30 protein-coding genes are annotated in these 25,604 nt (G+C 35.7%); all 30 read right to left on the bottom strand.

Features of this window, described 5'->3' with window-relative positions; all coding sequences use genetic code 11:
• Positions 1 to 17 precede the first annotated feature (17 nt).
• The 30 genes from BS85_RS10835 to BS85_RS0104360 all read right to left on the bottom strand — a co-directional run bounded on the left by BS85_RS10835 (position 18) and on the right by BS85_RS0104360 (position 25,575).
• A complete protein-coding gene (locus tag BS85_RS10835) occupies positions 18 to 1,121 on the bottom strand; it encodes an FkbM family methyltransferase (RefSeq protein WP_051604684.1) in 1,104 nt (367 codons plus the stop codon).
• 134 nt (positions 1,122 to 1,255) lie between these two features.
• Entirely contained in the window at positions 1,256 to 1,813 is a 558-nt protein-coding gene (gene folE, locus BS85_RS0104500) for a GTP cyclohydrolase I FolE (RefSeq protein WP_051604683.1), read from the bottom strand.
• 8 nt (positions 1,814 to 1,821) lie between these two features.
• The gene (htpX, locus tag BS85_RS0104495; protein WP_026943761.1) at positions 1,822 to 2,745 is read right to left on the bottom strand and encodes a zinc metalloprotease HtpX; all 924 of its coding nucleotides are present in this window, start codon (positions 2,743 to 2,745) and stop codon (positions 1,822 to 1,824) included.
• Positions 2,738 to 3,922, bottom strand: a complete 1,185-nt coding sequence (gene truD / locus BS85_RS0104490) for a tRNA pseudouridine(13) synthase TruD (RefSeq protein ID WP_026943760.1) — start codon at positions 3,920 to 3,922, stop codon at positions 2,738 to 2,740. The genes htpX and truD overlap by 8 nt, the downstream gene beginning before the upstream one ends.
• Positions 3,923 to 3,945: 23 nt before the next feature.
• Positions 3,946 to 4,467: an FKBP-type peptidyl-prolyl cis-trans isomerase gene (locus tag BS85_RS0104485; RefSeq protein ID WP_026943759.1), complete on the bottom strand. Its 522-nt coding sequence runs from the start codon at positions 4,465 to 4,467 to the stop codon at positions 3,946 to 3,948.
• 12 nt (positions 4,468 to 4,479) lie between these two features.
• Positions 4,480 to 5,577, bottom strand: coding sequence for a tetratricopeptide repeat protein (locus BS85_RS0104480; protein ID WP_026943758.1), 1,098 nt, complete (start codon positions 5,575 to 5,577; stop codon positions 4,480 to 4,482).
• A gap of 9 nt (positions 5,578 to 5,586) precedes the next feature.
• Positions 5,587 to 6,114 carry an OmpA family protein gene (locus BS85_RS0104475; protein ID WP_026943757.1) on the bottom strand — a complete coding sequence of 176 codons (528 nt, stop codon included), beginning with the start codon at positions 6,112 to 6,114 and terminating at the stop codon, positions 5,587 to 5,589.
• 73 nt (positions 6,115 to 6,187) lie between these two features.
• Complete coding sequence (tolB, locus tag BS85_RS0104470; protein WP_026943756.1) at positions 6,188 to 7,465, bottom strand: Tol-Pal system protein TolB; 1,278 nt, start codon at positions 7,463 to 7,465, stop codon at positions 6,188 to 6,190.
• 1 nt (position 7,466) lies between these two features.
• Complete coding sequence (locus tag BS85_RS0104465) at positions 7,467 to 8,210, bottom strand: TonB C-terminal domain-containing protein (RefSeq protein WP_034551145.1); 744 nt, start codon at positions 8,208 to 8,210, stop codon at positions 7,467 to 7,469.
• On the bottom strand, positions 8,203 to 8,601 hold the full coding sequence (locus BS85_RS0104460) for an ExbD/TolR family protein (RefSeq protein ID WP_026943754.1): 399 nt from the start codon (positions 8,599 to 8,601) through the stop codon (positions 8,203 to 8,205). The genes BS85_RS0104465 and BS85_RS0104460 overlap by 8 nt, the downstream gene beginning before the upstream one ends.
• Before the next feature lie 15 nt (positions 8,602 to 8,616).
• Positions 8,617 to 9,189 carry a MotA/TolQ/ExbB proton channel family protein gene (locus BS85_RS0104455; RefSeq protein WP_051604681.1) on the bottom strand — a complete coding sequence of 191 codons (573 nt, stop codon included), beginning with the start codon at positions 9,187 to 9,189 and terminating at the stop codon, positions 8,617 to 8,619.
• A complete protein-coding gene (gene atpC / locus BS85_RS0104450; RefSeq protein WP_026943752.1) occupies positions 9,186 to 9,578 on the bottom strand; it encodes an ATP synthase F1 subunit epsilon in 393 nt (130 codons plus the stop codon). Before atpC ends, BS85_RS0104455 begins: the two co-directional genes overlap by 4 nt.
• 9 nt (positions 9,579 to 9,587) lie before the next feature.
• The gene (gene atpD, locus BS85_RS0104445) at positions 9,588 to 10,991 is read right to left on the bottom strand and encodes a F0F1 ATP synthase subunit beta (RefSeq protein ID WP_026943751.1); all 1,404 of its coding nucleotides are present in this window, start codon (positions 10,989 to 10,991) and stop codon (positions 9,588 to 9,590) included.
• Positions 10,992 to 11,015: 24 nt separating this feature from the next.
• On the bottom strand, positions 11,016 to 11,903 hold the full coding sequence (atpG, locus tag BS85_RS0104440; protein WP_026943750.1) for an ATP synthase F1 subunit gamma: 888 nt from the start codon (positions 11,901 to 11,903) through the stop codon (positions 11,016 to 11,018).
• Positions 11,904 to 11,916: 13 nt separating this feature from the next.
• Positions 11,917 to 13,431, bottom strand: coding sequence for a F0F1 ATP synthase subunit alpha (atpA, locus tag BS85_RS0104435; protein WP_026943749.1), 1,515 nt, complete (start codon positions 13,429 to 13,431; stop codon positions 11,917 to 11,919).
• Between the two features lie 20 nt (positions 13,432 to 13,451).
• Positions 13,452 to 13,988, bottom strand: coding sequence for a F0F1 ATP synthase subunit delta (locus tag BS85_RS0104430; protein ID WP_026943748.1), 537 nt, complete (start codon positions 13,986 to 13,988; stop codon positions 13,452 to 13,454).
• A gap of 2 nt (positions 13,989 to 13,990) precedes the next feature.
• A complete protein-coding gene (locus BS85_RS0104425) occupies positions 13,991 to 14,503 on the bottom strand; it encodes a F0F1 ATP synthase subunit B (RefSeq protein WP_026943747.1) in 513 nt (170 codons plus the stop codon).
• Between the two features lie 10 nt (positions 14,504 to 14,513).
• Positions 14,514 to 14,939, bottom strand: coding sequence for a FoF1 ATP synthase subunit B' (locus tag BS85_RS0104420; protein ID WP_026943746.1), 426 nt, complete (start codon positions 14,937 to 14,939; stop codon positions 14,514 to 14,516).
• A 61-nt stretch (positions 14,940 to 15,000) separates the two neighbouring features.
• On the bottom strand, positions 15,001 to 15,912 hold the full coding sequence (locus BS85_RS0104415; RefSeq protein ID WP_026943745.1) for a ParB/RepB/Spo0J family partition protein: 912 nt from the start codon (positions 15,910 to 15,912) through the stop codon (positions 15,001 to 15,003).
• Positions 15,912 to 16,703, bottom strand: coding sequence for a ParA family protein (locus tag BS85_RS0104410; protein ID WP_026943744.1), 792 nt, complete (start codon positions 16,701 to 16,703; stop codon positions 15,912 to 15,914). The genes BS85_RS0104415 and BS85_RS0104410 overlap by 1 nt, the downstream gene beginning before the upstream one ends.
• Before the next feature lie 12 nt (positions 16,704 to 16,715).
• Positions 16,716 to 17,381 (bottom strand): biotin--[acetyl-CoA-carboxylase] ligase, encoded by a 666-nt coding sequence (locus tag BS85_RS0104405; RefSeq protein WP_245596285.1) that lies wholly within the window; start codon positions 17,379 to 17,381, stop codon positions 16,716 to 16,718.
• On the bottom strand, positions 17,362 to 18,264 hold the full coding sequence (locus tag BS85_RS0104400) for a methionyl-tRNA formyltransferase (RefSeq protein WP_026943742.1): 903 nt from the start codon (positions 18,262 to 18,264) through the stop codon (positions 17,362 to 17,364). The genes BS85_RS0104405 and BS85_RS0104400 overlap by 20 nt, the downstream gene beginning before the upstream one ends.
• Positions 18,265 to 18,367: 103 nt before the next feature.
• Entirely contained in the window at positions 18,368 to 19,168 is an 801-nt protein-coding gene (locus tag BS85_RS0104395) for a hypothetical protein (RefSeq protein WP_026943741.1), read from the bottom strand.
• Positions 19,169 to 19,207: 39 nt separating this feature from the next.
• The gene (locus tag BS85_RS0104390; RefSeq protein ID WP_026943740.1) at positions 19,208 to 20,503 is read right to left on the bottom strand and encodes a sensor histidine kinase; all 1,296 of its coding nucleotides are present in this window, start codon (positions 20,501 to 20,503) and stop codon (positions 19,208 to 19,210) included.
• Positions 20,482 to 21,153: a homeostatic response regulator transcription factor HsrA gene (gene hsrA, locus BS85_RS0104385; RefSeq protein WP_026943739.1), complete on the bottom strand. Its 672-nt coding sequence runs from the start codon at positions 21,151 to 21,153 to the stop codon at positions 20,482 to 20,484. Before hsrA ends, BS85_RS0104390 begins: the two co-directional genes overlap by 22 nt.
• Positions 21,154 to 21,368: 215 nt before the next feature.
• Positions 21,369 to 22,721: a class II 3-deoxy-7-phosphoheptulonate synthase gene (locus BS85_RS0104380; protein WP_026943738.1), complete on the bottom strand. Its 1,353-nt coding sequence runs from the start codon at positions 22,719 to 22,721 to the stop codon at positions 21,369 to 21,371.
• A 71-nt stretch (positions 22,722 to 22,792) separates the two neighbouring features.
• The gene (locus BS85_RS0104375; protein WP_026943737.1) at positions 22,793 to 24,076 is read right to left on the bottom strand and encodes a citrate synthase; all 1,284 of its coding nucleotides are present in this window, start codon (positions 24,074 to 24,076) and stop codon (positions 22,793 to 22,795) included.
• A gap of 125 nt (positions 24,077 to 24,201) precedes the next feature.
• Positions 24,202 to 24,447, bottom strand: a complete 246-nt coding sequence (locus BS85_RS0104370; protein ID WP_156938047.1) for a hypothetical protein — start codon at positions 24,445 to 24,447, stop codon at positions 24,202 to 24,204.
• A 72-nt stretch (positions 24,448 to 24,519) separates the two neighbouring features.
• Positions 24,520 to 25,083: a LolA-like outer membrane lipoprotein chaperone gene (lolA, locus tag BS85_RS0104365; RefSeq protein WP_034551143.1), complete on the bottom strand. Its 564-nt coding sequence runs from the start codon at positions 25,081 to 25,083 to the stop codon at positions 24,520 to 24,522.
• A 9-nt stretch (positions 25,084 to 25,092) separates the two neighbouring features.
• Positions 25,093 to 25,575, bottom strand: a complete 483-nt coding sequence (locus tag BS85_RS0104360) for a YqhA family protein (RefSeq protein WP_034551165.1) — start codon at positions 25,573 to 25,575, stop codon at positions 25,093 to 25,095.
• Between the last annotated feature and the right edge of the window lie 29 nt (positions 25,576 to 25,604).

The following is a 25,604-nucleotide window of genomic DNA, read 5'->3' as shown; positions in this document are numbered from 1 at the left end:
TCTCTTATATTCCTCTTTTAACTTACGCGCTTTGCGTATAAAGGTAAGAATCCCCCCTCCCCCGCAGAGATAGAAGTAAGGAAGGCTTCTCCTAGTTTATAAGAGAAATAGTTTTTGATTTTTAAAGATTCTTTATAATCTGGATAAGATTCTAAAGGAGGAAGTTTGAGGTGAGGATTGTTTTTGATATTTGTTTGGTATTGTTTTTGTTTGTTTTTGTGTTTTAGAATTGTAAGTAGAATCTTAAAAGGAAGTTTAGAGATTCCAAAAAGAGATTTAGAATCTTGGATAAGGATTTGTCCTAGTTGGTAGTTAAGATGATTTTGGATTCTTGTTGTTGCTATGCCAAAGAGGATAGATTCAAGATGAGTGATGCGTTCTTGGAAAATTCTTTGATGATTTTGTTTGGAAATAGATTCTAATGCAATTGTGTGTTTTGCGGTTTCTTTGTCTATTTTTTCTAAAATATTAGTTATCCAATTACGATGCCTGTAACCTGTATAGTAAAGCCCTTGAAGTGCAATTTTAGCAGCATTTTTGGCGAGAATTTGCTTTTCGCTTACCGATTCTAGTGGCAAATACAAATGCGTAGGAGAACCTCCAAAAGTATCCCAATGCACATAATCCATAGTTTCTAACACGCGCTCTAACTTAACAAAATCTTGCACATAATTTGCTTCCGCATAAATAATGGGGCGATTTTTCATTATCAATTCCCTCGCGCCTTTGAGCACACGCGATTCCATTCCCTCTACATCAATTTTAATGCAAGAAATTTTCTCTTGCATCTTTAAGCTATCCAAAGTTTTACAAAGAATCCCCTCCCCGCTAGTAGATTCTCCCTTGCTTAAAGACATTCCGCCAAAATTACTTGGAATCTCTTTGGCAAAGTGCATCATCTCCTCGCAATCAGACAATCCAAACTCATTAACTTGAATCTTATTTTCAAATCCATTTAATGCAATGCTCTTTTTAGCGATTTCAGACATTTTGGAATTCGCTTCAAAAGCAAGGATGTTTAAGCCATTTGCCGCAAGAAATAAAGAATGATTGGCGATATTCATTCCAATATCTAGCACAAAAGAATCTTTGGGGATTCTTAAAAGCATTGCTTGGAGCATTTCATATTCATAAGGTTCTTTTTACTTACTCGCATATCCTTGAATAAAAATCCGTTTTATAAAAAGGCACATACATTTGATAGCGCACATTCTCTGCCTTTAAATCCAAAGTGATGATATTTTCTTTCTCCATTTTACCCCTTTCTAATATGCCCCATGAATTCCTCGCGCGTCCTATGGTCGCTTTTAAATAACCCGCGAATCGCACTTGTAAGCATTACGCTATCTTGCTTCTCTACACCACGCATTACCATACACATATGTTTTGCCTCCGCAACCACCATTACGCCTTTGGGTTGCAAGACCTCCATTAGCGTATCTGCAATCTGTGAAGTCATTTTTTCTTGAATTTGTAACCGCCTAGAATACACTTCTACTAAACGCGCTAACTTTGAGATTCCAACAACTTTGGAATCTGGAATATAGCCAATAGAGATTTTGCCAAAAAAGGGCAATAAATGGTGCTCACACACAGAATAAAATTCTATATTTTTAAGCACCACCATTTCATCGCACGCCCCCTCTGTGAATACCCTACCTAGAATCTCCTTTGGGTCGCTTTTGTATCCACTATATAAATGCTCCCAACTTTTCACCACGCGCTTTGGCGTCTCTAATAACCCCTCACGATTCCTATCCTCGCCGATATAATCAAAAATACAGCGGATGATTTCTTGTAAATCTTGTTGCATAGGATTCCTTATTGTCTCAATAATGCTTGAATACGATTCTCAATGCTTGGGTGTGTGCTAAAAAGCTCACTTGCGCTAAAAATATAAAGTGCAGAGCGCGTGGGATTCGTATCGCTTTGTGAAAAATCTGATTGCGCATAATTTCCACTAATTTTCTGCAATGCTTTAATCATAGGCTCACTATCGCCCATTAAATACGCCGCTCCAGAATCTGCCATATATTCCCTAGAACGACTTAAAAACATCTGCAACACAAGCGTAAGCAAGGGCAACACGAATTGCAAAATAAGCAGAATCGCTCTTGCAAGATTCGCACCCCTCTCCCTAGAATTTCCCAAAAACAAATACACCGCATAATTCACAACTAACAGCATAATATTGCTTAAAACGCCCACCATTAAGGTTAAGCGAATGTCTCCGTGCCGAATGTGGCTCAACTCGTGCGCCATCACCGCCTTTAACTCCTCGCGCGTGAGATTCCTCACTAGAGTTGTCGTTACCGCGATTAACGAATTATCCGCACTCCAACCACTTGCAAACGCATTCATAAAAGGTGCTTCCATAAGAAATAATTTAGGGCGAAACGAAAGATTTGCCACCTCTACTAGTTCATCTAGGATTCTGCTCATTTCTCGCTCTTGCGCATTAGATTCCTTGCCCTTGAGGATTTCTTTGTATTCACTCCCGCTTAGTAAAATTTGCTTAAATCTGCTAATCGTAAAAAGCACGACTGCTCCGGCGATTCCAAGCATCAATAAAGTAACTAAGGGGAATTGCTGTAAGGTTAAAAGAGAGTAGAATCCCCCGCTTAAACTCTGTGCATTGATACGCACAATATCCACCAATAACCCAATCAACACAAAAATGAGCAAATAAATCACAATCACGCATTTTGTTTTGAATTGGTTTTCTCTAATAATTTTATCAAACATCACTCTCCCCCTCACTTTGGGATTCCATAATCTCTCTATGGGCTATCTCGCGCAAAAGATTTGTTGCATACGCCCCCTTAGGCAAGAAAAAGCTAAATTCTCCTTGCGCCTCCTCCTCTTTATAGGTAAATTGCAAATCTTGTGGAAAAATCCACGCATAGCGGCGCGTCCCGACACTTTGAATCTTAGAATCGCTAAAAGGGATTTCAAAAGCACCCGCGACTTCTTTGCTCACATTTGCCTTTATCCCGCTTAGCAAACCCGTTGGCGCGATGTCTTTGCTTAAAAATCTTTGCGATTCTTGCATTAAATCCTCCCTATTTTCAATGCTGAAATTTTTACCAAAGGGATAATGACACATTATATCGCCACTGAATAGCTTAAAGCAATGTTCTTGCGATTTTAGCATATTGCAATAATCGTGTTGGGTGAAAATTTGCGGAATCGCAAGGGAGGGAATGAAAGCCTTTAGATTATCCGTAAGGTTGTCTGCATATATTTGCAAAGCTTTAGCAATGCTATGTGCAGGATTTGCGCTAATAATATGTGAAATATCAAGGCGCAAAGAAAGCCACGCATTAAACAAATAGCTTTGATACGCACTCAACAAAAAATTTTGCATTTTTTTATTCCGCACTTTTTGTGTCTGCTCTGCAATCGCCTTACCTTGTAAATAATTTTTGCCATCTTTCCCGAATCTCTGATAACTAAAGTAATTTGGGATTCCATATTTTTGGATATTTTCCACAACTTGCACAATCTTTTGTGCGTTCAAAGAATCCAGCTTTTTTATACGCACAAAGAATTTATTACCCTTTAAATGCCCAATTTTGAGTTTGTTATTGTGTAAAGTGGTTTCTAGGATTTTAATCTCTTTGTGTGTGAAAGATTCTAAGGACTTGCGCACAGATAGAGGCAAAGTAAGGTGTTGAATCGTAAGGGCGTTTTTGTCTTTTAATCCTGCATAGCCAATGTCTTTTTCTTTGATTCCTAGATGATTGGAGAGGATTTTAAGCAGTTCAAAAGTCGTGCAATTCTTTTTGCGTATTTTCAACACTAAATGCACACCCTCCCCGCTAAAGGGATATAGAGGCACTTCCTCTACGACAAAGTCGCGTGGGCTTTGCCTAAAATAAAAGTCTATTGGGGAATGCGTGTAGGCAAAAGAAAATTGCATTAAAAGTAGAATCGCAATTTAAATTAGTGGCAACCGCACCCGCCACCACCACCGCAGCAACCACCCTCGCCGTGATGATGCTCTTGATAATGTAAGCCGCAAGTGAGTTCTTTTTCTGTTGCAACACGCGCACCTAAAATCATCACACTAAAATGCAAAGTTTTACCTGCTAGTGGGTGATTATAATCTACAATCACCACTTCATCGTTAAAATCCTTGACAATTACCTGCACGGTTTCGCCATTTTCACCTTGTCCAAACAATGTCATTCCCTGCTGCAAATCAATACCAACAAATTGGTCTCTTGGAACTTCTTGCACATAATCAGAGTTATACTCGCCATAGGCATTCACGGGAGCAATAATCACTTCTTGCTTATCGCCCACTGACATTTGCGCAACCGCTTCTTCTAAGCCCTTGATAATCTCTCCTGCGCCCATAATAAATTCTAAAGGTTTCCCACCGATATTGGAATCTAAAATTTCATTTGTTCCCTCTTCTTTAACCTCATATTCCATACTGACTACTTGATTATTTTCTATCATAATTTCTCCTATTTAAAATGATTTTAACAGATTCTTAGCTTCTTTAGCCTCATTAGACTTTGGATAAAGTGAAATGAGCGTCTCTAAAAAACGTTTTGCGTTTTCTTTTTCCTTGATTGCGTTGAAAGATTTTGCACTATTTAACATCAAGCGTGGCATATAATCTGCCTTGTCGTAACGCGTTGCACTTGTTTTATAGTAATAAATCGCGTCCTCATATCTCTTTTGTTCAAACGCAACTTCGCCCAACAAATAATTTCCACGTGCGGGTTTATAATTTCCTTTCACCGCAAATTGCAAATACTCATCAGCCGATTCATAATTTTTATTTTTCAAAAAATTTTCACCCTCTTTAAAAACTTCTGATAGTGGTTTGTCTTTGAGATTCGCCTTAGGCTTTGTCGTGCTGTCTTGAGTGGGGTTGGTTGTCGTCTGCTTTGGTTTTTGTTGCTTTTCTTCTGATGCAATTGTTTTGGATTCTTGAGGTTTCGTTGCGTTCTTTTCATCAATGTTTGATTCAAGCTTTTTAGTACTATTATCCTCTAATTTCGCAATAACTTCATTGATTTTTGCATTTGTTACCACAATCTCCTTAGAATCTTCCTCTGATTGCTTTACTGGTGTGGCTTTTGCTTCTTTAAGAGTGGAATCATTTGTTTTGGAATCTTTTAGTGTTGTATTGTTTTTTAAGGTGTTAATCTGCTCTCTTAATTCATTGATTTCATTTTGCATTTGAGTATTGGTTTTTTGAATTAAAGCACCCAATGCAGAAATGCTGTTTTTTAGTTTATCAATATTTTCATTTTGCAATGCAAAATTAGAATCCATATGCTTCTTGATTTCTGTTGCTGTGGCATTACTTTCACCCCGCACCAAGTCAATCTTATTAGCTGTATTCTGTATTCTCTGTATTTGCCCTTCAAAAATACTTTTTAAACCCTCTTGCGATTCCTCTATCATTTGAACTTTATTAGAAAGATTAAAAAGTTTTTCATTAATAATTTGAGATTCACTCTTTTGTGGAGCATTACCACCAGCATTAAATGCCGATGGTTCTTGCCCAAACACAAAACTAGATACCAATAAACTTAAAGCAATGATTTTTTGCAACATAAAGCCTTATGGCAACATTTTAAAAGTTACTTTTCTGTTTTCTGCCCAACATTCTCTTGTTTTAGCTGTGCAAGTTGGCTTACTTTCGCCATAGCTTACAAGTGTAGTTTTAGCTTCCTCAACACCTTGAGCTACCAACGCATTTTTAACTGCCACTGCTCTTTTTAAACCTAATGCGTAATTGTATTCATCAGTTCCCCATTCATCTGTATTGCCCTCAATTCTTACACTAAGTGTGCCAGCAGAAATAGAAGTTAAGATTCTAGCATCTCTCTCTACATTTGTCTGCATATCTGGACGTATTGTGAATTGATCAAAATTAAAAAAGATATTTCTCAAACCATCTTCTACATAACCAATTCTTTCTTCGAGGCTTACAAAGTTATCTCTGTTATAATCATAACCACTACCATCATTGTTATAATATCTGCCACTTTTTTGAGCATTTGCATCAGATTCTACATTGCTTTTTTGACTACAACCTGTTACCAATAATGCGGCTGCTAATGAGCCTAAAACTAGAAATTTTTTCATTTCTGCTCCCTAATTTTTAATTAAAATTCGCTATTATACCAAAAAAATATAATTTTGATATAAAAACTTTATTTTACCAATCCATAGATTGGATTGTGCTACCACTTAATGGAAAAAGTAAAGTTTTATTATAGTTTAGGCGAATGATTCCAAGTGCGCTTTGGTTTCCTTCGTGCTTGATATACATAATTGTTTCTCCATCTTTTGAAAAACGGGGTAATTGATTCACTCCATTAGCACTTAAACGGCGAATAAAATCACTTTTAGTGGAAACCAAATACAAATTAAAAGTATTGCGATTAAACTCATCACTTGTTTCGCGACTTGAATAAACAATATAATTTCCATACGCACTTGCTGCATTGTTATTGCGCCCGTGATAAACCATCTGTTTTACTGCCCCGCTCACTTCTCCGCTCAATGGAATCGCAAAAACATTAGGATACCCTAAGCGGTCGGAAATAAACATTACCCTTGTCTCATTCTCTATAAAATTCCCACTCACATCAATACCGCTATATTTTGTAAGTTTAGTTGTTTTTCCACTTGGCACATCATAAAGAAAAATATCTGGCTGTTCATTGGGTGCCATTGTAAGAAGAAGTTTGGTAGAATCACTACTAACATCTGAAGCTACTAGCATACCATTGCTGTCTAAAATTTTGCTATTTTGCCCTGTCGTTAAATCAAATTTAAAAAGTGTTGGTTTGTCCAAGTATTTTGTGTAGTAAAATGCACTCTGTGCTTCATTTGCCCATTTTGGAAAAATATTTAACCCATCACCAATTACCTTTTTCTTGTAGGTTAAAGTATAATCACATGCTAAAATCTCACTCTCTCCCGGGGCTGTATAACGCGATAGAATAACCATTCTCTCTAGCCAATCCACCTTAGGTGCTTTGATGTAATCATTAATATCAATCGCCATTTTATGCGCTAAAAAAGGATAAGATTCTGCATTTGCGCTTTTATACTCTTTACTCAAGGCTAACAAGCCAGTATTTGCATCGTAAAGCTGCAATTTTGCTTCCAATTTTTCTTTTACCGCTTCCGCATTCACACGCGCAATTAAATCAATTTTATCTTTGCGATATTCATCAAAATTCAATACCATTGCACTAGAAGTAACTTCTTGGGATTCTTGCACCGCAAAATGTCCTGTTACTTTTAAATCTGCAATCAACATTTTAAAAATTCTCTGGCTATACTCTCGTTGCGAATAATCTTTGCCGGTATTTTGTATTAAAATATTAGGGAGATTCCCAAACTTTTTTACAACTTCTAATGTTGCATCAATAGGTTCTGCAAACGCAAAACTGATACAAAACAATAAAAGACAAATTTTTTTCATCTTACACCTCTGTTTTAAAAGTTACCATAATATTGGTCTGTTCCCCACCTTCAAAGTGTGGAAATTCTTGAGAGGACATTATATCCAAAAACTCTTGCAATGCTTTATCAAAATCCAAATTTCCAGATAGCTGCACAATAGAATAAGAAAGCTTACCAAACGCATTAATGCTGATTCGCACCTCTGCTTTATGTTGCTCCGAAGTGCGAATGGGATTCCAATTTTGGGCTAAAATTTCTTGAACCTTAGCATAAAATTCATTATATTCTCCCTTGGGAGTAATAAAGCTTAATGTTTTTTGGGTATCCAAATTTGCCATAATCTTTTCTAGTTCATTACTCAAATTCTCGCTTTGAGAGCTTTCTTGGGCTTTTTTCTTTTTAGCAATTTTATCGTTTTGACTTTGTGGTTTTAATGCTTCTTTTTTAACAGGCATTTTTGAGTCTATTTGCTTGAAAAGGTCGTTAATGCCTACTCCTGCATTAGCAGTTTTAGAAGCACTTTCTTTTTTGATTGGAATCTTTTCAACCTTTTTTTCAACTTTTTTTTGCGCAACCTTAACAATCTCTTTTGGTTGAACTTCCTCAATTAAATCAATGCTAAAAGTTGTTTCTTTGTAAGTCGTATAAGCTTTAGGGATTTTTTGAGCCGTATTAAATTGCCAAATCAACAATGCAATCATTAATGCATAGCTAAAAACAGCAATTCCGCCACTTACAAAAAATAAAAAAATTTTATTAACCATCAGTAACGAGTGAAACCCTTGTAAAACCTGTTTGCTTTGCAATTTTCAACACATAAATCACATCATCATATTTAAGATTCTTATCGGCTCTAATATAGACTTGTGTATTTTTATCGTAAGCATTAGCAAACATCACAAACGCGTCAGGAAAACTATCAAAAGTTAAAATATTGTCTTTTAGATAAATATTTCGTTTTAAATCCATACGAATCTCAATCTTGGAATCCTCTTGCATTTTTGCGCTTTTTGAACCCTGCGGAAGAGCAATTTCTTCTTGATACACAATCACGGGAGCTGTTACCATAAGAATCGCTAAAAGCACTAGCATAATATCTACCAATGGTGTAATATTTAATTCTGGAGTTTCGTCCCAATTAAAGTGCGCTTTCACATTTTACCTCAAAACCTACGAATTTGTTTTAGGAGAAATTAATACATTAATTTGTAATTGTAGATAAGTATTTAATTCAAAAACTTTACGTTTTAAAAATAAATTAAAAGAATATGCAGGAACTGCAGTTAAAATACCCGCTGCTGTCGCAACAAGTGCTTTTGAAATCACTGGCGCAATCACATCCAAAGTCGCTTTGGAATCTGCTCCTAACTTAGAAAAAGCCTCTAAAATTTCTACCACCGTTCCAAATAAGCCAATAAAGGGGGCTGTAGAAGCTACAATTCCGAGAAAAGTCAAACCAATTGTTGAATCTTTAATGGCTTTATCTAATGAATATTGCAGCATAGGTTCAGTTAATTTTTTATCAATACCAATAAGATTAGAACCTAAAAGAGAATTTTTTGGCAAAGTATTGCGCCCACTTAGCAAAACTTCAAGACATTTTTTTTCGTTATTCAAAGATACACTTAAAGAAAAATAACGATAAATAAAAATCCAGATAACCAAGACGAAATATAAAGAAAGCCAACCTAAAACAACTATGGCTATCGTTCCATAGTCGTTTAGTAATGTGTCTGGAATCACAAAGAACTCTTTACTGAATTTTCAATACGAGAAACCACCATTGAAACTGCAACATTATTATCAGTGGAATCCTCTAAAAGTTGTTTTGCATTAGCAATCGCTTTAGCAATTTCACTCTCGCTATCTCCGTTAATATCCACTGCCCCTTCCACCAAGACATCAACACTTGTTTCATTTACTTTTGCATAACCCCAATTAATCGCAACAATTTCTCTTTTGTGATCTTCTTTTTCAATTTCAATCACCCCAGTACTGAGTGTAGTTACAATTTCAACGTGTCCGGGCAAAACACCAAATTCACCCTCACTGCCGGGAAGAGTAACACTTTTTACATTATTGGAGAAAATCTTACCCTCTGGGGTAACAATGTCTAATTTTAAGGTCTCCATCAAAACTCCTTAAGCATTAACTTTCATTTTCTCCGCTTTTTCAAGAACCTCATTAATGTTTCCAACCATATAAAACGCGTTTTCAGGAATATGGTCGTATTTACCTTCTAAGATACCTTTAAAACCTTCTAAAGTCTCTTGAAGAGTAACATATTTACCCGGACTGCCTGTAAAGACTTCCGCTACAAAGAATGGTTGAGATAAAAACTTCTCGATTTTTCTTGCTCTTTCCACCACTTTTTTATCCTCTTCAGAAAGCTCGTCCATACCCAAAATAGCAATAATATCTTGTAAATCCTTATACTTTTGAAGCACTTGTTGCACACTTGTTGCGATTCTATAATGCTCTTCACCTACAACTTGTGGATCTAAAATTCTTGAAGTAGAATCCAATGGATCCACAGCGGGATAGATTCCTTTTTCTGCAATTTTTCTATTCAAAACTGTTGTTGCATCTAAGTGAGCAAATACAGAAGCTGGGGCTGGATCTGTCAAGTCATCTGCAGGTACATATACCGCTTGAACGGAGGTAATAGAGCCTTTTTTGGTAGAGGTAATTCTCTCTTGTAACTTACCCATTTCACTTGCTAGTGTTGGTTGATAACCGACCGCAGATGGAATCCTACCAAGAAGTGCAGACATCTCTGCTCCAGATTGCGCATAACGGAAAATATTATCAATGAACATTAACACATCTAATCCCTTTTCATCACGGAAATATTCCGCCATTGTAAGACCTGTAAATGCGATTCTGTTTCTTGCTCCCGGTGGTTCATTCATTTGCCCATAGCATAGGGCTACTTTGTCCAAAACGCCCGATTCTTTCATTTCGTGGTAAAGGTCATTTCCCTCCCTTGTTCTCTCGCCAACACCTGCAAACACAGAATAACCACTATGTTTAAATGCAACATTATGGATAAGCTCCATAATAACAACTGTCTTACCAACACCAGCACCCCCAAATAATCCAACTTTACCGCCTTTAGAGTAAGGTGCAAGTAAATCAACAACCTTAATACCTGTTTCAAACATTTCTGTTTTGGTGCTTTGATCTTCAAAGCTTGGTGCTGCTCTATGAATAGACCACTTTTCAGGATTTTTTAACTCTTCCCCGCCATCCACTACTTCACCAATAACATTGAAAATTCTCCCTAAAACCTCTTCTCCTACAGGAACGGTAATTGGATTGCCCCTTGCGACAACCTTTTCTCCCCTAATCAACCCCTCCGTCATATCCATTGCGATAGCACGCACTCTATTATCTCCAATATGCGCTGCAACCTCTAAAACTAATTTATGGTTTCGCCCATCTACCGCAAAATCAATATCCAAAGCCTCATTAATTGCTGGTAGATAAGAATCAAAATCCACATCTACAACAGGACCCATTACCTGAATAATTTTTCCTACCATATTTTCTGACATTTAATATACTCCTTATTTCATTGACTCAACGCCAGTATTAATTTCAACTAGCTCCGTTGTAATCGCCTCTTGTCTTGCTTTATTATAAGCAATAGTAAGAGATTTTGCTAATTCACCTGCATTGTTTGTTGCTGCATCCATTGCTTGCATACGCGCACTATGCTCAGCCGCTAAAGAATCCACAAGCGAATAATACATACTAAATTCAACATATTTGCTTGCCAATTCACTTAAAATTTCATTTTCTTGCTCATTTGGTTCTACTTCCAAAATAGAGGTGTATGTTTCAGGCAAAGCAATTCCCTCAATAGGCAAAAGCTGTGAAACTTTCATTTCTTGTGAAATCATATTTTTAAACCCGTTATGAACCAAGATTACTTTTGAAGTAATACCACTAAGATAATCCGCCACTGCTTTATTAATGAAATCTGCCGCTTGCGCATATTGAGGCGTAGCACTTAAGCCAACTACGCTATCCAAAACCTCAATTTCATTAAACTTATAATATTCTATTGCTTTTTTGCCAATTACGCGCAAACGAACTTTCATATTTTTTACTTTGTGTTCTGCAATTATGCGATTAACTTCTTTAATAGTATTAATATTAAATCCACCGCACAAACCTTTATCAGCAGTAACCAATACAATATCTACAAGTTTTGATTCTTCGTTCCCCTTACTAAAATAAGGATTATCTTGCGCATTTTCACTGCTTGCAACTTTTGCTTTAATCTCCGATAAGATCTCTACAATTTTATTAGCATATATTTTGGAACGTCTTGCCATCTCATCAGCTTTTTTCAATTTAGAAGTAGAAACAAGCTTCATTGCGCGCGTTGTCTTTTGAGTGTTTAGAACACTTGAAATTTGCTTTCTAATGTCTTTTAGGTTGCTCCCCATAACAACTCCCTATCTATACAGCAAAACTAGATTTAAATTCTTCCAATGCTTTACAAAGAGTTTCTTCAATATCTTTATCTAACATTTTTTTGGAGCGAATATCTTCAAAGATTTGTGGATATTTAGCTTCCAAAAATGGATATAAATCAGCTTCAAATTTTGTAATATTGGCGACAGCTATGTCGTCCATATAGCCTCTAGCACCTGCAAAAATAATCACCACTTGACGCTCAATAGGCAATGGAGAATAAGGCGGTTGTTTTAAGACTTCTACCATTCTCTGCCCTCTGTCTAATTGTTTCCTACTAGACTCATCTAAATCTGATGCAAATTGCGCAAACGCCTGAAGCTCTCTATATTGCGCCAAGTCTAATCTCAATGTTCCAGACACTTGCTTGGTTGCTTTAATTTGTGCTGCACCCCCAACACGAGAAACGGATAAACCAACATTGATTGCAGGACGAATCCCTGAATTAAATAAATCTGTTTCTAAGAAAATTTGTCCATCTGTAATAGAAATAACATTGGTTGGAATATATGCCGCAACATCTCCCGCTTGAGTCTCAATAATAGGTAACGCAGTAAGAGAACCAGCCCCAAGCTCATCATTTACTTTTGCTGCACGCTCTAGTAATCTAGAGTGTAGATAAAATACATCTCCCGGGAATGCTTCACGACCTGGAGGGCGTCTAAGAATCAAGGACATTTCACGATATGCAACAGCGTGCTTACTCAAATCATCATATACGATAAGTGCATGTCTGCCATTATCTCTAAAATATTCTCCCATTGTTACACCAGCATAAGGCGCAAGATATTGCATTGCCGCAGAATCTGAGGCGGGAGCATTAACGATAATTGTATATTCCATAGCCCCGTGTTCTTCTAATTTTCTAACCACCTGCGCAACAGTGGATTCTTTTTGACCAATTGCTACATAGATACAAACAACATCTTGTCCTTTTTGGTTAATGATTGTATCAATGGCAACAGTTGTTTTTCCTGTTTGTCTATCACCAATAATCAACTCTCTTTGCCCTCTTCCGATTGGTACAAGCGCGTCAATTGCCTTCAATCCTGTTTGGAGTGGCTCATGAACGGATTTTCTCGCCATAATTCCGGGTGCTTTTTCTTCCATAAAGCGATATTCTTTCGCCTCAATTGCACCTTTACCATCAATAGGCTCACCCAAGGCATTAACAACACGTCCCATTAAGTCATCTCCTACAGGAACGCGTAGAAGCTTACCTAGTCTTTTTACAGAAGAACCTTCTTTTATTTCTTTTCCAGCACCCAAAACGACAACGCCTACACTACCTTCTTCTAAGCTTGATGCCAAACCCTTATCGCCTGTTTCAAACTCAACCATTTCATAACTCATTGCATTTTTAAGCCCATAAACTTTTGCAACACCATCTGCATACGCAATCACCTTGCCTGTTTCAGCAATATTCAAATCGAGTTCAAAATTATCGATTCTCTCTTTAATGATTGAACTAATTTCATCTGCTTGTAATTTTGCTACCACTATTACTCCTTATTTAAAATTTAAAATGCTTTCAAAATATGATTTCTTAAATCATTTGCAAATTTTTCTTGAGAAAAAGAAACTTCCACACCTAAATCTTCCACCACCAATTTAATCCCGCTATTTGCTACAACTCGTTGTTGCAAGGAAAGATTTACGCCAAGCTTTTTGCTAAATTTGCTTTCAATCTCCTTTAAAACTTCTTGATTATAGCTTTCGCTCACAATAAGTTGTGCAATATATTCCTTATTGAGAGTAGATATATAAGAAGACAACTCTCCATAAAGCTCCTCAAATAAATCTAAACGCTTATGCTCTGCTAATACTTTAATGAAATTAGCAAATTTTGCATTAAAACTATTGTTTAAGATATTTTCCAAAACAAATTCAACTTTTTGTTTTTCAGCAACATAAGGGGATTCTACAATTTCTCTAAATTTTGCAATCCTATAAGCCCCTGCAAGCTTACCTAAGGATTCCAAAACTTCTTTTAATTCAATCTCCGAAGCAGTTTTAGCCAATGCTTTAATATATCGTTTTGCAATCAAATCTTTCATTATTATGCCGCCTTCTTAAGTAAAGATCCCATTAAGACATCTTGACTCAAAGCAATAGAATCTTTGTTTAAAAATTCAGATAAAATCTCATCTACGATTAATTTTTCTGCTTTTCTCTGCTCAAATGCAATATGTTCATTGTATTGGCGCACCAAATTTTCTAGCTCATTTTTTGTATTTTCTTCAATCTTTTGAATAATGATAGCTGATTCTTTATGCGCAGCCTCTACAATATCTCTTGCAGTTTTTTTAGCTTCTTCTACTTGATTCATAGCTTTTTGTTTTGCTTTCTTGGAATCTTGCAACTTCTCTTGAATTTTTGCCAATGAATTTGCAATACCATCTCTACGCGCTTTAAAAACATCTTTGATTGCATTTCCTGCAAAATAGTAAATTAATGCAAAGAATATTACAAAATTGATTGTTCTCTCAATAATATCATATTCTCCCTCTCCCCCAGACGCAAAAAGCATATATGGTGCAAATAAAATCAAAATATAAATACTCTTTCTCACATCAACCCCTTTATAGCTTTTGAAGTTTTGTTTTTAAACTTTCTCTAAAGATTGGAATTTCAGATTCTAAAGAAGTTTTCAGTCTGATTTTTTCTTCTTCTAAACTCGCAATAAATACATTGTATTTTTGAGCTAATTCATCTTTTTTTTGAGAAATTCTTACTTCAGCAGCTTGTTTTGCGTTATCTTGTGCTTTGCTCTTAATCAAAGCAGCCTCTTGTCTAGCAACCTGTAAAATCTCACTAGCTTCTTTCTGTAAAGCCTTAATATCTGTTGTATTCCCCTCTATTCCTTCACTATCTCTCTTAATGGAAGCATCACGCGTATCCATAAAACCGATTAAAGGTTTATAAAGTATGCGATTTAGCAAATAAATCAAGACAAGAAAAACAACAAAAACCAGTGCCATTACCCAAGGAGTTGGGATAATAGTCATTTGCGCTCCTTTCTCTACCTAAAATATATTTTATTTTATCACGAATTTTTCTAAGTTTTTCTTAAAAACTATTATTCGGTAAAATTTTGATAAACTTTTCTACCTCCTCATCGTTACCAAACTCTACAACCAACTTATTTTTTGATAAATTTGCTTTAATAAATTGGGATTGTAATCTTTTGCAAATTTTTTCAAGCTTGACAATGGAATCATTATTTAACGCATTTAAAGGCGTTGAATTTCTTCGGTGTTTGGGGGTTTGGATTCCAGATTCTTTTAAATCTTCTTTGAATTTTTTGATAATTTTTTCTGTTTCATGCACACTTAATTTTTGCCCAATAATAGAGTTTGCAATTAAGGTTTGTTGTTCCTTGGGCAATGTTACAAGCATTTTTGCATGCCCTTGTGAAATCTTATTTTCCAAAATCATTATCTGAACATCTTTGCTTAACTCCAAAAGCCTTAAAGTGTTGGTAATTTGTGCGCGAGATTTAGAAAGACGTTTTGCCACTTCTTCGTGTGTAATTCCATAATCTTCAATCAGCTCTTTATAGGATTGTGCGAGATCAATAGGATTTAAATCCTCTCGTTGAATATTTTCAATCAATGCTAACTCACGCAATTTCTCCTCTTGCACATCTACAACGATTGCTTTGATGCTCTCCTTTTTTGCCAACTTGCTCGCACGTAATCTACGCTCACCAGCAATCAAGAAGTAATGGTCTGCATTCTTGTTGTCTTCATAAACCAAAATGGGTTGCAATAATCCATGCTCTTCTATAGAAACAGCAAGCTCTTGCAAACTTGTAGTATCAAAAACCTTGCGTGGCTGCAATGGATTAGGCTTGATTTTATCCAAATCAATTTCCACCACAAGACCAGAGTTGTCATTCAAATCATTTTGATAAGCTTCCTCCACCTCTCCCAATATTGCACTTAATCCGCGCCCTAGTCCTGCATTTTTTTTTGCCATCAAGCCCTCTTTTCTAGGATTGCTCGTGCTAAATTTTGATATGCAATATTGCCTTGTGAGCGCACATCATACAAAATTACAGGTTTGCCAAAACTTGGAGATTCCGCAAGTTTAATATTTCTAGGAATCGCAATAGCTTCTTTAGAGCTATCTTCTTTGATAAGTTGCCCATTAAAATGCTGCAATAAATCAGCATATACTTGCCTAGAAAGATTATTTTGTGCGCTATACATTGTCGGCAACAAGCCTTTAATTTCTAAATTAGGATTAATTTCTTTACGCAAAAGTTTAATTGTATTTAATAATTGCGCCAATCCTTCTAATGCAAAAAATTCACATTGAATCGGAATAATAACCGAATGTGCTGCACTCAAGGCATTGATTGTCAATGGTCCAAGCGCAGGTGGAGAATCCACAATAATATAATCATAAGCATCCATTACATCTTCAATTTTCTTTTTCAAAATCAACTCACGCCCATTACGTTTTTGACTATAAAACTCCTTTTCTATCCCAACCAATCCAATATTTGAAGGAGCTAATTGTAGAGTTGGGATTGAGGTTTTCTGTATAATCTGTGAAAGCTTTTTTGTCCCAATTAAAACATGATAAATATTAAATTCTATGCTATTACGATGAAATCCTAGACTTGTCGTAGCATTTGCTTGTGGATCAACATCTAACAAAAGCACTTTCTTTTCCTCTACTGCAAGAGAAGCGGCGAGATTTACAGCTGTTGTTGTCTTGCCCACCCCTCCTTTTTGATTTGCAATACAAATCACTTCACACATTCTTCCACTCCACTATCTTAAACTATAAATCTTTTCACCCTCAATCAAAATTGAACCATCTTCACAAAGCAGGGCATTGTCAAGAGAGGTTAGTTTTCCTTTATAGTGAAAAGCATACTTGAAATTATTTGAAAATTCTAACGAATATTTACTAAAAATTTGCTTCCAACTAAACTTTTTTTCATTATTCTCCAATTTTTCCACAAAAGATTCCAAAATTTCTTCTTTGGAAATTTTTATATCCAACCCACCAAAATCTTGATTTACAACTTCTATATTTAGTCCAATGCCACAGAGAATAACTTTCTCTAATTTTGCACATAAAACTCCACCCACTTTTTTATCCTCTATATATAAGTCATTAGGCCACTTTAACCAAATCTTTGACCCTCTTTCTCGTAAAACCTCTTTAAAAAGAAATCCCATATAAATAGATACGGATTCTAAAGGCAAATCTTGTGGCAAAGAACTTATCCCAAGCGCAAAAGAAAAATATAATCCCTCTCTAACATTTTCCCATACATTGCCACGACTTCCAACCCCCTTACTCTGCTGATTCGCTATTATCATTACAGGAGGGTTTAATTCTCCCTTACGGATTCCCTCACTCAAAAAGATTTGGGTAGATTCTATACAATCAAATTCTATCCTTTGCATTTTATTGTAAAATGTCTCCAATTCTCAAATGTTTTCCCTGCAAATACTGATAGGCACTAACAGCCTTTTTGGAAGGGGATTGCAAAGATTCTACCCAAACGCTTCCTTTTTGACAACCTATTTTTATTTGTTCTTTGGTGATACATAAAATCTCTCCCGCAATATTTTCACTTAGGGATTCTGCCATTTTCACTCCCTTTAACTTTAAACCATTTTCCAAATAAATTTCTGGCCACCCCTCATAAGCACGAGCTTTTTTTACCAAGCAATTCGCGTTTTCAAATCCTACTTGCCCGAAGCTTTTTTTGATTTTCTTACAATAACTTGCGTCTGCATCAATTTGTCTCAAAGGAATAACGGAATCGCATCTTTGCAAATATTCTAATGTCAAACTTGCTGCAATTCTCGCAAGATCTAAGAATAATTCTGTTTTACTTTGCAATCTATTTCGGATCACTTTAAAACCTAAAATATCTCCACAATCCAATCCTTCACTCATTTGCATAGCAGTAACACCAAAATATTCCTCATCTTTTAAAATACTTTGTTGAATTGGACTAGCTCCACGAAAACTTGGTAGAATAGAAGCGTGCAAATTAATGCAAGGAGCAAACTTTAGTATGCTTAGGGGTAAAATTTTCCCATAAGCTGCAACGATAATCCTATCGCATGGAATCTTTTTAAATTCTTCAATAAAACCTTCATCTAATCTTGTAGGCTGAAAAATCGGAATCTTGAGTTCTTTTTTTAACAATAATTCTTTAGTTGCAGGCATTTGCAAACGCATATTGCGTCCCGCCTTTTTATCCTCTTGACACACCAACGCACAAACTTCGTGTTTAGCTAATAGGGATTCTAAAATTGTTGCCGCATATTCCGGTGTTCCCATAAAAATTATCCGCATAAATATTCCTTTTGAAAACTTCTTTGATTCTTTGGATAATAACAAAATTCTATTTAATTTTTATAGGTTGTCCTAGTCTGCACAAAACAAACTTCAAACACAATCAATAAATTTCCAATAAATCAAATTCCTTTATGATTGTTTTTTTTGCTTTAAAAGGAGTGGCAAACTCATTGCCAACCTGATAAATTGGCAAAAATTTGGAATCATAATCAATAGAATTTTCCCCATAAGCATAATAATCTTGAGATTCTTTTGTGGGTATTTTGTTGGAATCCTCGCTAATTTTTTGTGTTTTGTTCAAGCTTTCAAGCTTAGTAGATTTAGGAGTATTTTGCGATATTTTTAATAGCATTTCTTGTGCTTCCCTATTTTGAAAATAAGATTCTAATTGTTTTACGCGCATTGCGACTTCTTGATAATATTTTTCGGCTAATATATTCGCTTGCTCACTTTTTTGCCAACTATAACCTTTATTATAAGACTTAATAATGTTCCGCCAATTCCCATTATGCTCTTTTTGCCAATATTTAAGCTCTGTAATAGCTATTTGTTCTGCAAAATGATCATTTTCAACCAACATTGCCCCTACCATATTTTGTGTAAATCCGTTTTGTTTTAATTTTGGATAACGATTAATTACGCCCGGTATATAGGCGTGAAAATTCCCTGCACTTGGATCTTGAAAGTTCATTTTGTATTCACCTGCACAGGATTCTTGCCAAGCAATCGCCGCAAGAGTGAGACCAAATCCTTCGTTTTTCCCAGCAAGATAAGAACGCAACAAGACTTCTTTTTGTGATTTGGAAAATTGCGCTAAAGGAACGCAAGAATTTTTAAATTCTATTTGTGGCAACGCAAAATTAAAACTAACAAAAACACATAAAATAAAAATCCATCGCATAAAAACTCCTTTTGCAGAAGTTTTAGCAATTTTCGTTCCTTATTTTAGATTTGTAATTTTTAATTCAAAAGTAGCAATCGTCCCATTGGTGTCCAAACGATTTTGCAATAAAATACTTCCCCCTAGAGCATTAGCAGCGTTCTTTGCAAGAAATAATCCAAGTCCTGCTCCACTCTTGTTTCCCGAACGTTTAAAAGGTGCATAAATATCCTCCAATTCTGAATCAATCCCACAACCCTCATCTATCACAACAATACGGAGGATTTCTTGGTTTACAACCTCACTTGTAAGCAAGACACTTTTGCCCGTTGGAGTAAATTTAAAAGCATTTTGTAAAAAATTTTGCACAATCTGTGTAAGAAGTGTGGGTTTAATTTTAATCAAAAGCTCATCGGTTTGAAGTCTGCAAATAAATTGCTTCTTTTCCTTTTTACTAAGGATATGAAAATTATCCGCAATATTTTGTAGAATCTTACAAACATCTACAAGGCTAGATTTTTCAAATTGCGCACTTTCTTGTCTGCCTAAATCCAACAATGTTTTAATAATTGCATTCATTTCATTAATGCTTTGGATATTTTCTTTTAAGGCATTAATATACACTTCTTTTTCTCTTTCTTTAATAAGTGTTACTTCACATTTTGTTTTAATAACTGCCAAAGGCGTTTTAAGCTCGTGTGCGATTCCAATGAATAATTGTTTTTGTCCCCCAAAATAATTCTTGATTCTCTCCAAAAGATTATTAATGGAGAATACCAAGGGGTGGAACTCTAAAGGCAAATCTTGAAGATTAAGAAGCTCTAAATCGTGTTCTTTGAGCTTTCCAAGCGTCATTGAAAGTTTTTGTATGGGCTTGTAAAGAATATTTGAAAAAGCAAGAGCAAAAAGCTGAATCAAGATGAAAGCAAAAAAGACAATCAAAACAATGCCCTTAAAAACAGAATCTAAAAACCTTAACTCTTGCGTAATGTCCTTAGTGATTTTAAGTGTTTTATTGAATTTATAAGGAGAAAGAATTGAATAATGGACACTATTGTTTTGAAATTTTGACTTCACATAAGTGCTTTGGTGTGTTTTTGTGTCTAAAACCTCAATTAGCCAAACATCTTTTTGAAGAGGACTAGGACTTTGAATATAAAAACTCTGTCCGACATGGTAACTGATATTATTTTTTAAAATATGATTCAACCGCTCTTGGAGACTATGCTTGATACGACCATAAGTATCAAAATAAAGATAGGCGTATAGCATAGCAGAAAATATCGCCAAAAGAGCAATAAAAGAGATTGTGATTTGCTTAGTATAATCTCCTCTTATACTCCTTTTGGATAACAAAACCTATAACCTCTGCGTCTAACCGTCTCAATCGTAGCAATATTAAGAGGTTTATCCATTTTTTGACGAATCTGATTGATTGCAACTTCAATTACATTGGGCGTAACAAGCTCTGGCTCCTCCCAAATAGCATCTAACAACTGCTCTTTTGAAACAATCTGGTCGCGATGACGCGCAAGATGTGTTAGCACTTCAAAAGGTTTGCCTTTTAATTCAATCTCTTGCCCCTTATAAGTGATTTTCTCCTCATCTGGATTAATCACCAAATCCTCAATTTCAATGAGATTCGTCCCACCAAACCGCAAACGCGCTTCAATTCTTGCAACCAATACATTAAAATCAAATGGTTTTGCCAAAAAGTCATCTGCCCCCGCCCTTAATGCTTCCACCTCACTTTCCGCATCGTCTCTTGCAGAAATGATTACAACAGCAGTGCGAGGGGATTTGTTTTTAACTTGATTAATAATTTCAAGTCCGCTACCATCAGGCAACATCCAATCCGCAAGCACTAAATCATAATTACGAATGCTGATATAATATTCCCCGTCTTTTAAATTTTCTGCCACATCGGTTTGATAATTAAATTCATTTAAGCCCTCTGTGATTGTCTTATTGAGACTGATTTCATCTTCAACGATTAAAATTCGCATTCCTTTTCCTTATTTGATATTTTGATTTAAAAAATTATGGCATTGTAGCATAGTTTTAGCTACTTTTAAACAAATTTTTATAAAAAATTAAAAAAATAATAAGGAATTTTTAATAATTGCAAATTTTAGCCACTTAGACAATGTTGCCAAAGCAGTTTTAAACTTTAAGAATTTAGAATTGACACAACAAAACAAAAAAGAAGCGGAATCGCAACCTATAAGTTACGATTCTTTAAAACATCAGCAATAAGAAAAGATAGCTCCACTGCTTGACTTGCATTTAAGCGTGGGTCGCATTGCGTATTATAATTACAACCCAAATTTTCCTCTGTAATAGCTTGCATTCCGCCCACACATTCAGTTACATCTTCGCCTGTCATCTCCAAATGCACACCCCCCGCATAAGTCCCAACACTTCTATGAATCTCAAAAAATGCTTTCACTTCATTTAAAATACTATCAAACGAACGCGTTTTGTAGCCGCTGCTCGCTTTGGTTGTATTGCCGTGCATTGGGTCAATACTCCAAACAATCTCTCTTTTCTCACTTTTTACAGATTCTAGGAGTTTTGGAAGCTTATCTAAAATCACATTTGCACCCATACGCACAATAAGATTCAAACGCCCGGCTTCATTGTGTGGATTAAGAATGTCGCAAATACCTAAAATATCCTCTCTTGTGGCATTTGGTCCAATCTTGACACCCAAAGGATTGCCCACGCCACGCAAAAATTCCAAATGCGCACCCTCAAGATTCCGCGTTCTCTCACCAATCCATAGCATATGCGCAGAGCAGTCATACCAATCACCCGTTAAATGATCTTTGCGCGTGAGGGCTTCCTCATAGTTTAGCAACAAAGCCTCGTGAGAAGTAAAAAACTCTGTTTCGTGGAGAGTGGGCGTGTTTTCTGCTGTGATTCCGCACGCTTGCATAAAAGCTAAAGCCTGTGTAATCTTACTTGCCATATCAGAAAAACGCTCACTTTGCGCACCATCTACAAAATCAAGATTCCATTTTTGCACTTGATTTAAGTCCGCCAATCCTCCTTGTGCAAATGCGCGGATTAGATTCAATGTCGCGGCAGATTGATGATAGGCTTGTAGGATTCTTTTTGGATTAGCCTCCCTAGCCTCTGCGCTAAACTCCATTCCATTGATAATATCCCCACGATAACTAGGTAGCGTAACCCCGCCAATCGTTTCTGTATCGCTTGAACGCGGCTTAGCAAATTGCCCCGCAAGTCTCCCGACTTTCACAATCGGACAAGCCCCTGCATAGGTTAGGACAACTGCCATTTGCAAAATAACTTTAAATAAATCCCGAATCCTAACAGCATTAAAGTCTGTAAAACTCTCGGCGCAATCGCCCCCTTGAAGCAAAAATGCCTTGCCTTTGGAGACTTTTGCCAAATGCGCTTTAAGACTTCTTGCCTCTCCTGCAAAAACCAAAGGAGGATATTTACTTAGCTCTTTTTCAACTTCCTCTAAGGCTTTGAGGTTTTTATAAACAGGTTGCTGAAGGGCAATTCTATCTCGCCAACTTTTTGGATTCCAATTTACATTTTGCATTGATTTTCCTAATACATTTAAAATAAGTTGGCAATTCTACCCAACAAAAAATAAAACAACCCTTACCAAATCTATTTCCCCAAATACACTTGTCTTGGACGCGTGATTCTTGCGTATGGATTCTTCATATGCTCCATTACTTGCGCACACCAGCCGGGCATTCTACCAATTACAAACATTGGTGTAAATAAAGGAACAGGAATCTTAAGTGCTGTTAAAATGATTCCGCTATAAAAATCCACATTGGGATAAAGATTTCTTTCTTTGAAACAATCATCACTAAGCGCGACTTCTTCTAGCTTTTCCGCAATCTCGCTTAAACGCGCATTCATTTTAATGCCCTTTTTGTTTAGTTCATCTTTTAACGCTTTAATTGCCTTTGCGCGTGGGTCATAACTCTTATAAACACGATGTCCGAAGCCCATTAATCTAAAAGGATCGCTTTTATCTTTTGCCTTTGCAACAAACTTATCTACATTTTTTACATCACCAATTTGCTCTAACTGCACCAAAACTTTCTCGTTAGCTCCTCCGTGTGCAGGTCCCCAAAGTGCATTAATCCCAGCAGAGATAGCCGCATAAGGATGCACACCCGTAGATGCGACATTGCGCACTGTAGTTGTAGAAGCATTCTGTCCGTGGTCTGCGTGTAAAATGAAGATTTTATCTAATGCTTCCACTTCTAAAGGTGTAATCTCTTCCTCACCCTTTAATGTATATTTTAGTCTCCCACCCGGATATGCACGCAACATATAAAGAAAATTCTCTACATAATTGCGACTAATGTCTGGATAAATGAAAGGCGCACCAATAGAATTGCGATAAGAGAACGCCACTAAAGTTGTAATTTTCGCAATGATTCTGCGTGCCATTGTTTGATAATCACCCTCATCTTCCATTTCTTTATGGTCAAAATGAAATGTAGAAAGTGCCGCAACTGCAGAGCTAAGGTTTGCCATAGGGTGTCCGCCATCGGGAAATGCACTAAAGATATTGATTAAACCCTCGTGTAAAAAACTGCGGTGGCGCAATTCCAAATCAAATTCTTTGGATTCCTCCTCATTTTTGGGTGCTTCCCCTGTAATGAGCAACTTTGCAACATCTGTAAATTTATACTTCTCCACAATCTCTTCCACAGGGATTCCTTTGTAGAGTAGTTGCCCATTTTTACCATCTATATAACTAATCGTGGATTCGCAACCTGCTGTTGAGCCATATCCCGGGTCATAAGCAAAAATATTTGTGCGTTCAAACAATTTACTAAAATCCACTGCCTTAGGACCGCGCGTACATTCAATCAAATCAAAGTCAAACTTTTCTCCTGTCTCATTGTTGATTAATGTTATAGTTCCCATATTTAACTCCTTAAAATTCTAAAGTTATGTTTATTTTAACGAACTTTTTTAAAAAAGTGTAAAAAATATTTAAATTTTTTATAAAATTTTCAAATCTGCTATTTTTTTACACATTCTTTTCAAAATTAATATCTTATTGTAAAATTATCTTTTAATATTTTAATGATAATTATCAACAAAACAACAAGTAAATAACTCCATAAAACTCCCATATTCTTAATTGCTAAGAATAATTGTAATATACCAAGCTGAAATTGTTGCGAATCTGTGCATTTTACCGATACAGAATCTTGTCGTTCTGATATTTGGCAAACCTCTATGGCATCAGCAGCATCTTCTAGCTGTTTTGAAATATTTTGTGCAACACCCATCAATAATACAATCAAACATACTAAACAAATATTGAACAAATTTTTTTTTAAATAACTTCATATTTCAAGCCCCTAATTATAAATAATATCAATCTCGCTTGTTGGATTAAAATCAAAAATCTTTGGATCTATTGCAACATTGACTTTTGCATTTTCAAAAACAATTTCAATCTTATTACCCAATGTATCTTGAAAACTAATTTGCTTTGGGATTCCATTTTCTAAAAGCAAATCATATTTTTGCTCTAAAATGTTTGCTTGATAATGATTCTCTGTAATTTTTTTAGCATTTTTTAGCAAAGTAAGCAAATCAAGATTTTCTTGCAATCGTGTAAAAATCGCTTGTTCTAACTTTGGCTCATAGAGAATCATTGTTCCTTCCTCAATAAATATTTCTTTAGGAATCGGCACGACATAACTCCACCGCACACTTGCAGGTGCAAGTGCTTGGATTTTCCCTTTATAGACAATTTGATTTTGTGCATTCTCTTCAAAGGAATATAGAGTTTGTGTAAAATCCGCACTAAAAGATTTTATATCCTTTAATGATTGCGCATAACCAAAGCAGCTAAGAAAAAGTATTGCGATTCCGCTTTTGAATAGAATCTTAAAAAGACACAAAAATGTTTGATTCATAAAAAACCTTTAATGTTTGGAATCTTTGTGTAAAAAATACAATCCTATCGCAAGTGCTAAAATAGAAATAGCAAAAAACAGCATATCTTGTGTGCTTTTCATTCCCATATTCAGCACTTTAGAGAAAAATGCTACAATCAAAGCCATTACAATCACTTTTGCAAGTTTATCCTTTAATTGGTCTAAAGTATGGATTTCTAATACTTTCGAATCGCTTTCATCTTTGATTTGGATTTTTGTAATAAATAGCTCATAAAGCCCGAACGAAAAAATTAACAAAACAACCGCAATAAGATATAAATCAACAGCCATAATGATGGTGTTAAGCAAAACATTATGAATATCTACTCCACTTTCCAATAAACCAGCATAGTAAAGGTAAGTTTGTTTTGCGGCTTTAAGTATATCTACACTCGCAACAATGAAAAGCAAAATAGAACCAACTAGAGATAAAATAACGGCTAAAATAATAAAAAGCCGAGCATTCCACATTAATTTTTCAAAAATATTTTTCAAATCTA

The organism is Helicobacter rodentium ATCC 700285, assembly GCF_000687535.1.
GTDB lineage: Bacteria > Campylobacterota > Campylobacteria > Campylobacterales > Helicobacteraceae > Helicobacter_D > Helicobacter_D rodentium.
This window is presented reverse-complemented; position numbering and strand designations above follow the sequence as displayed.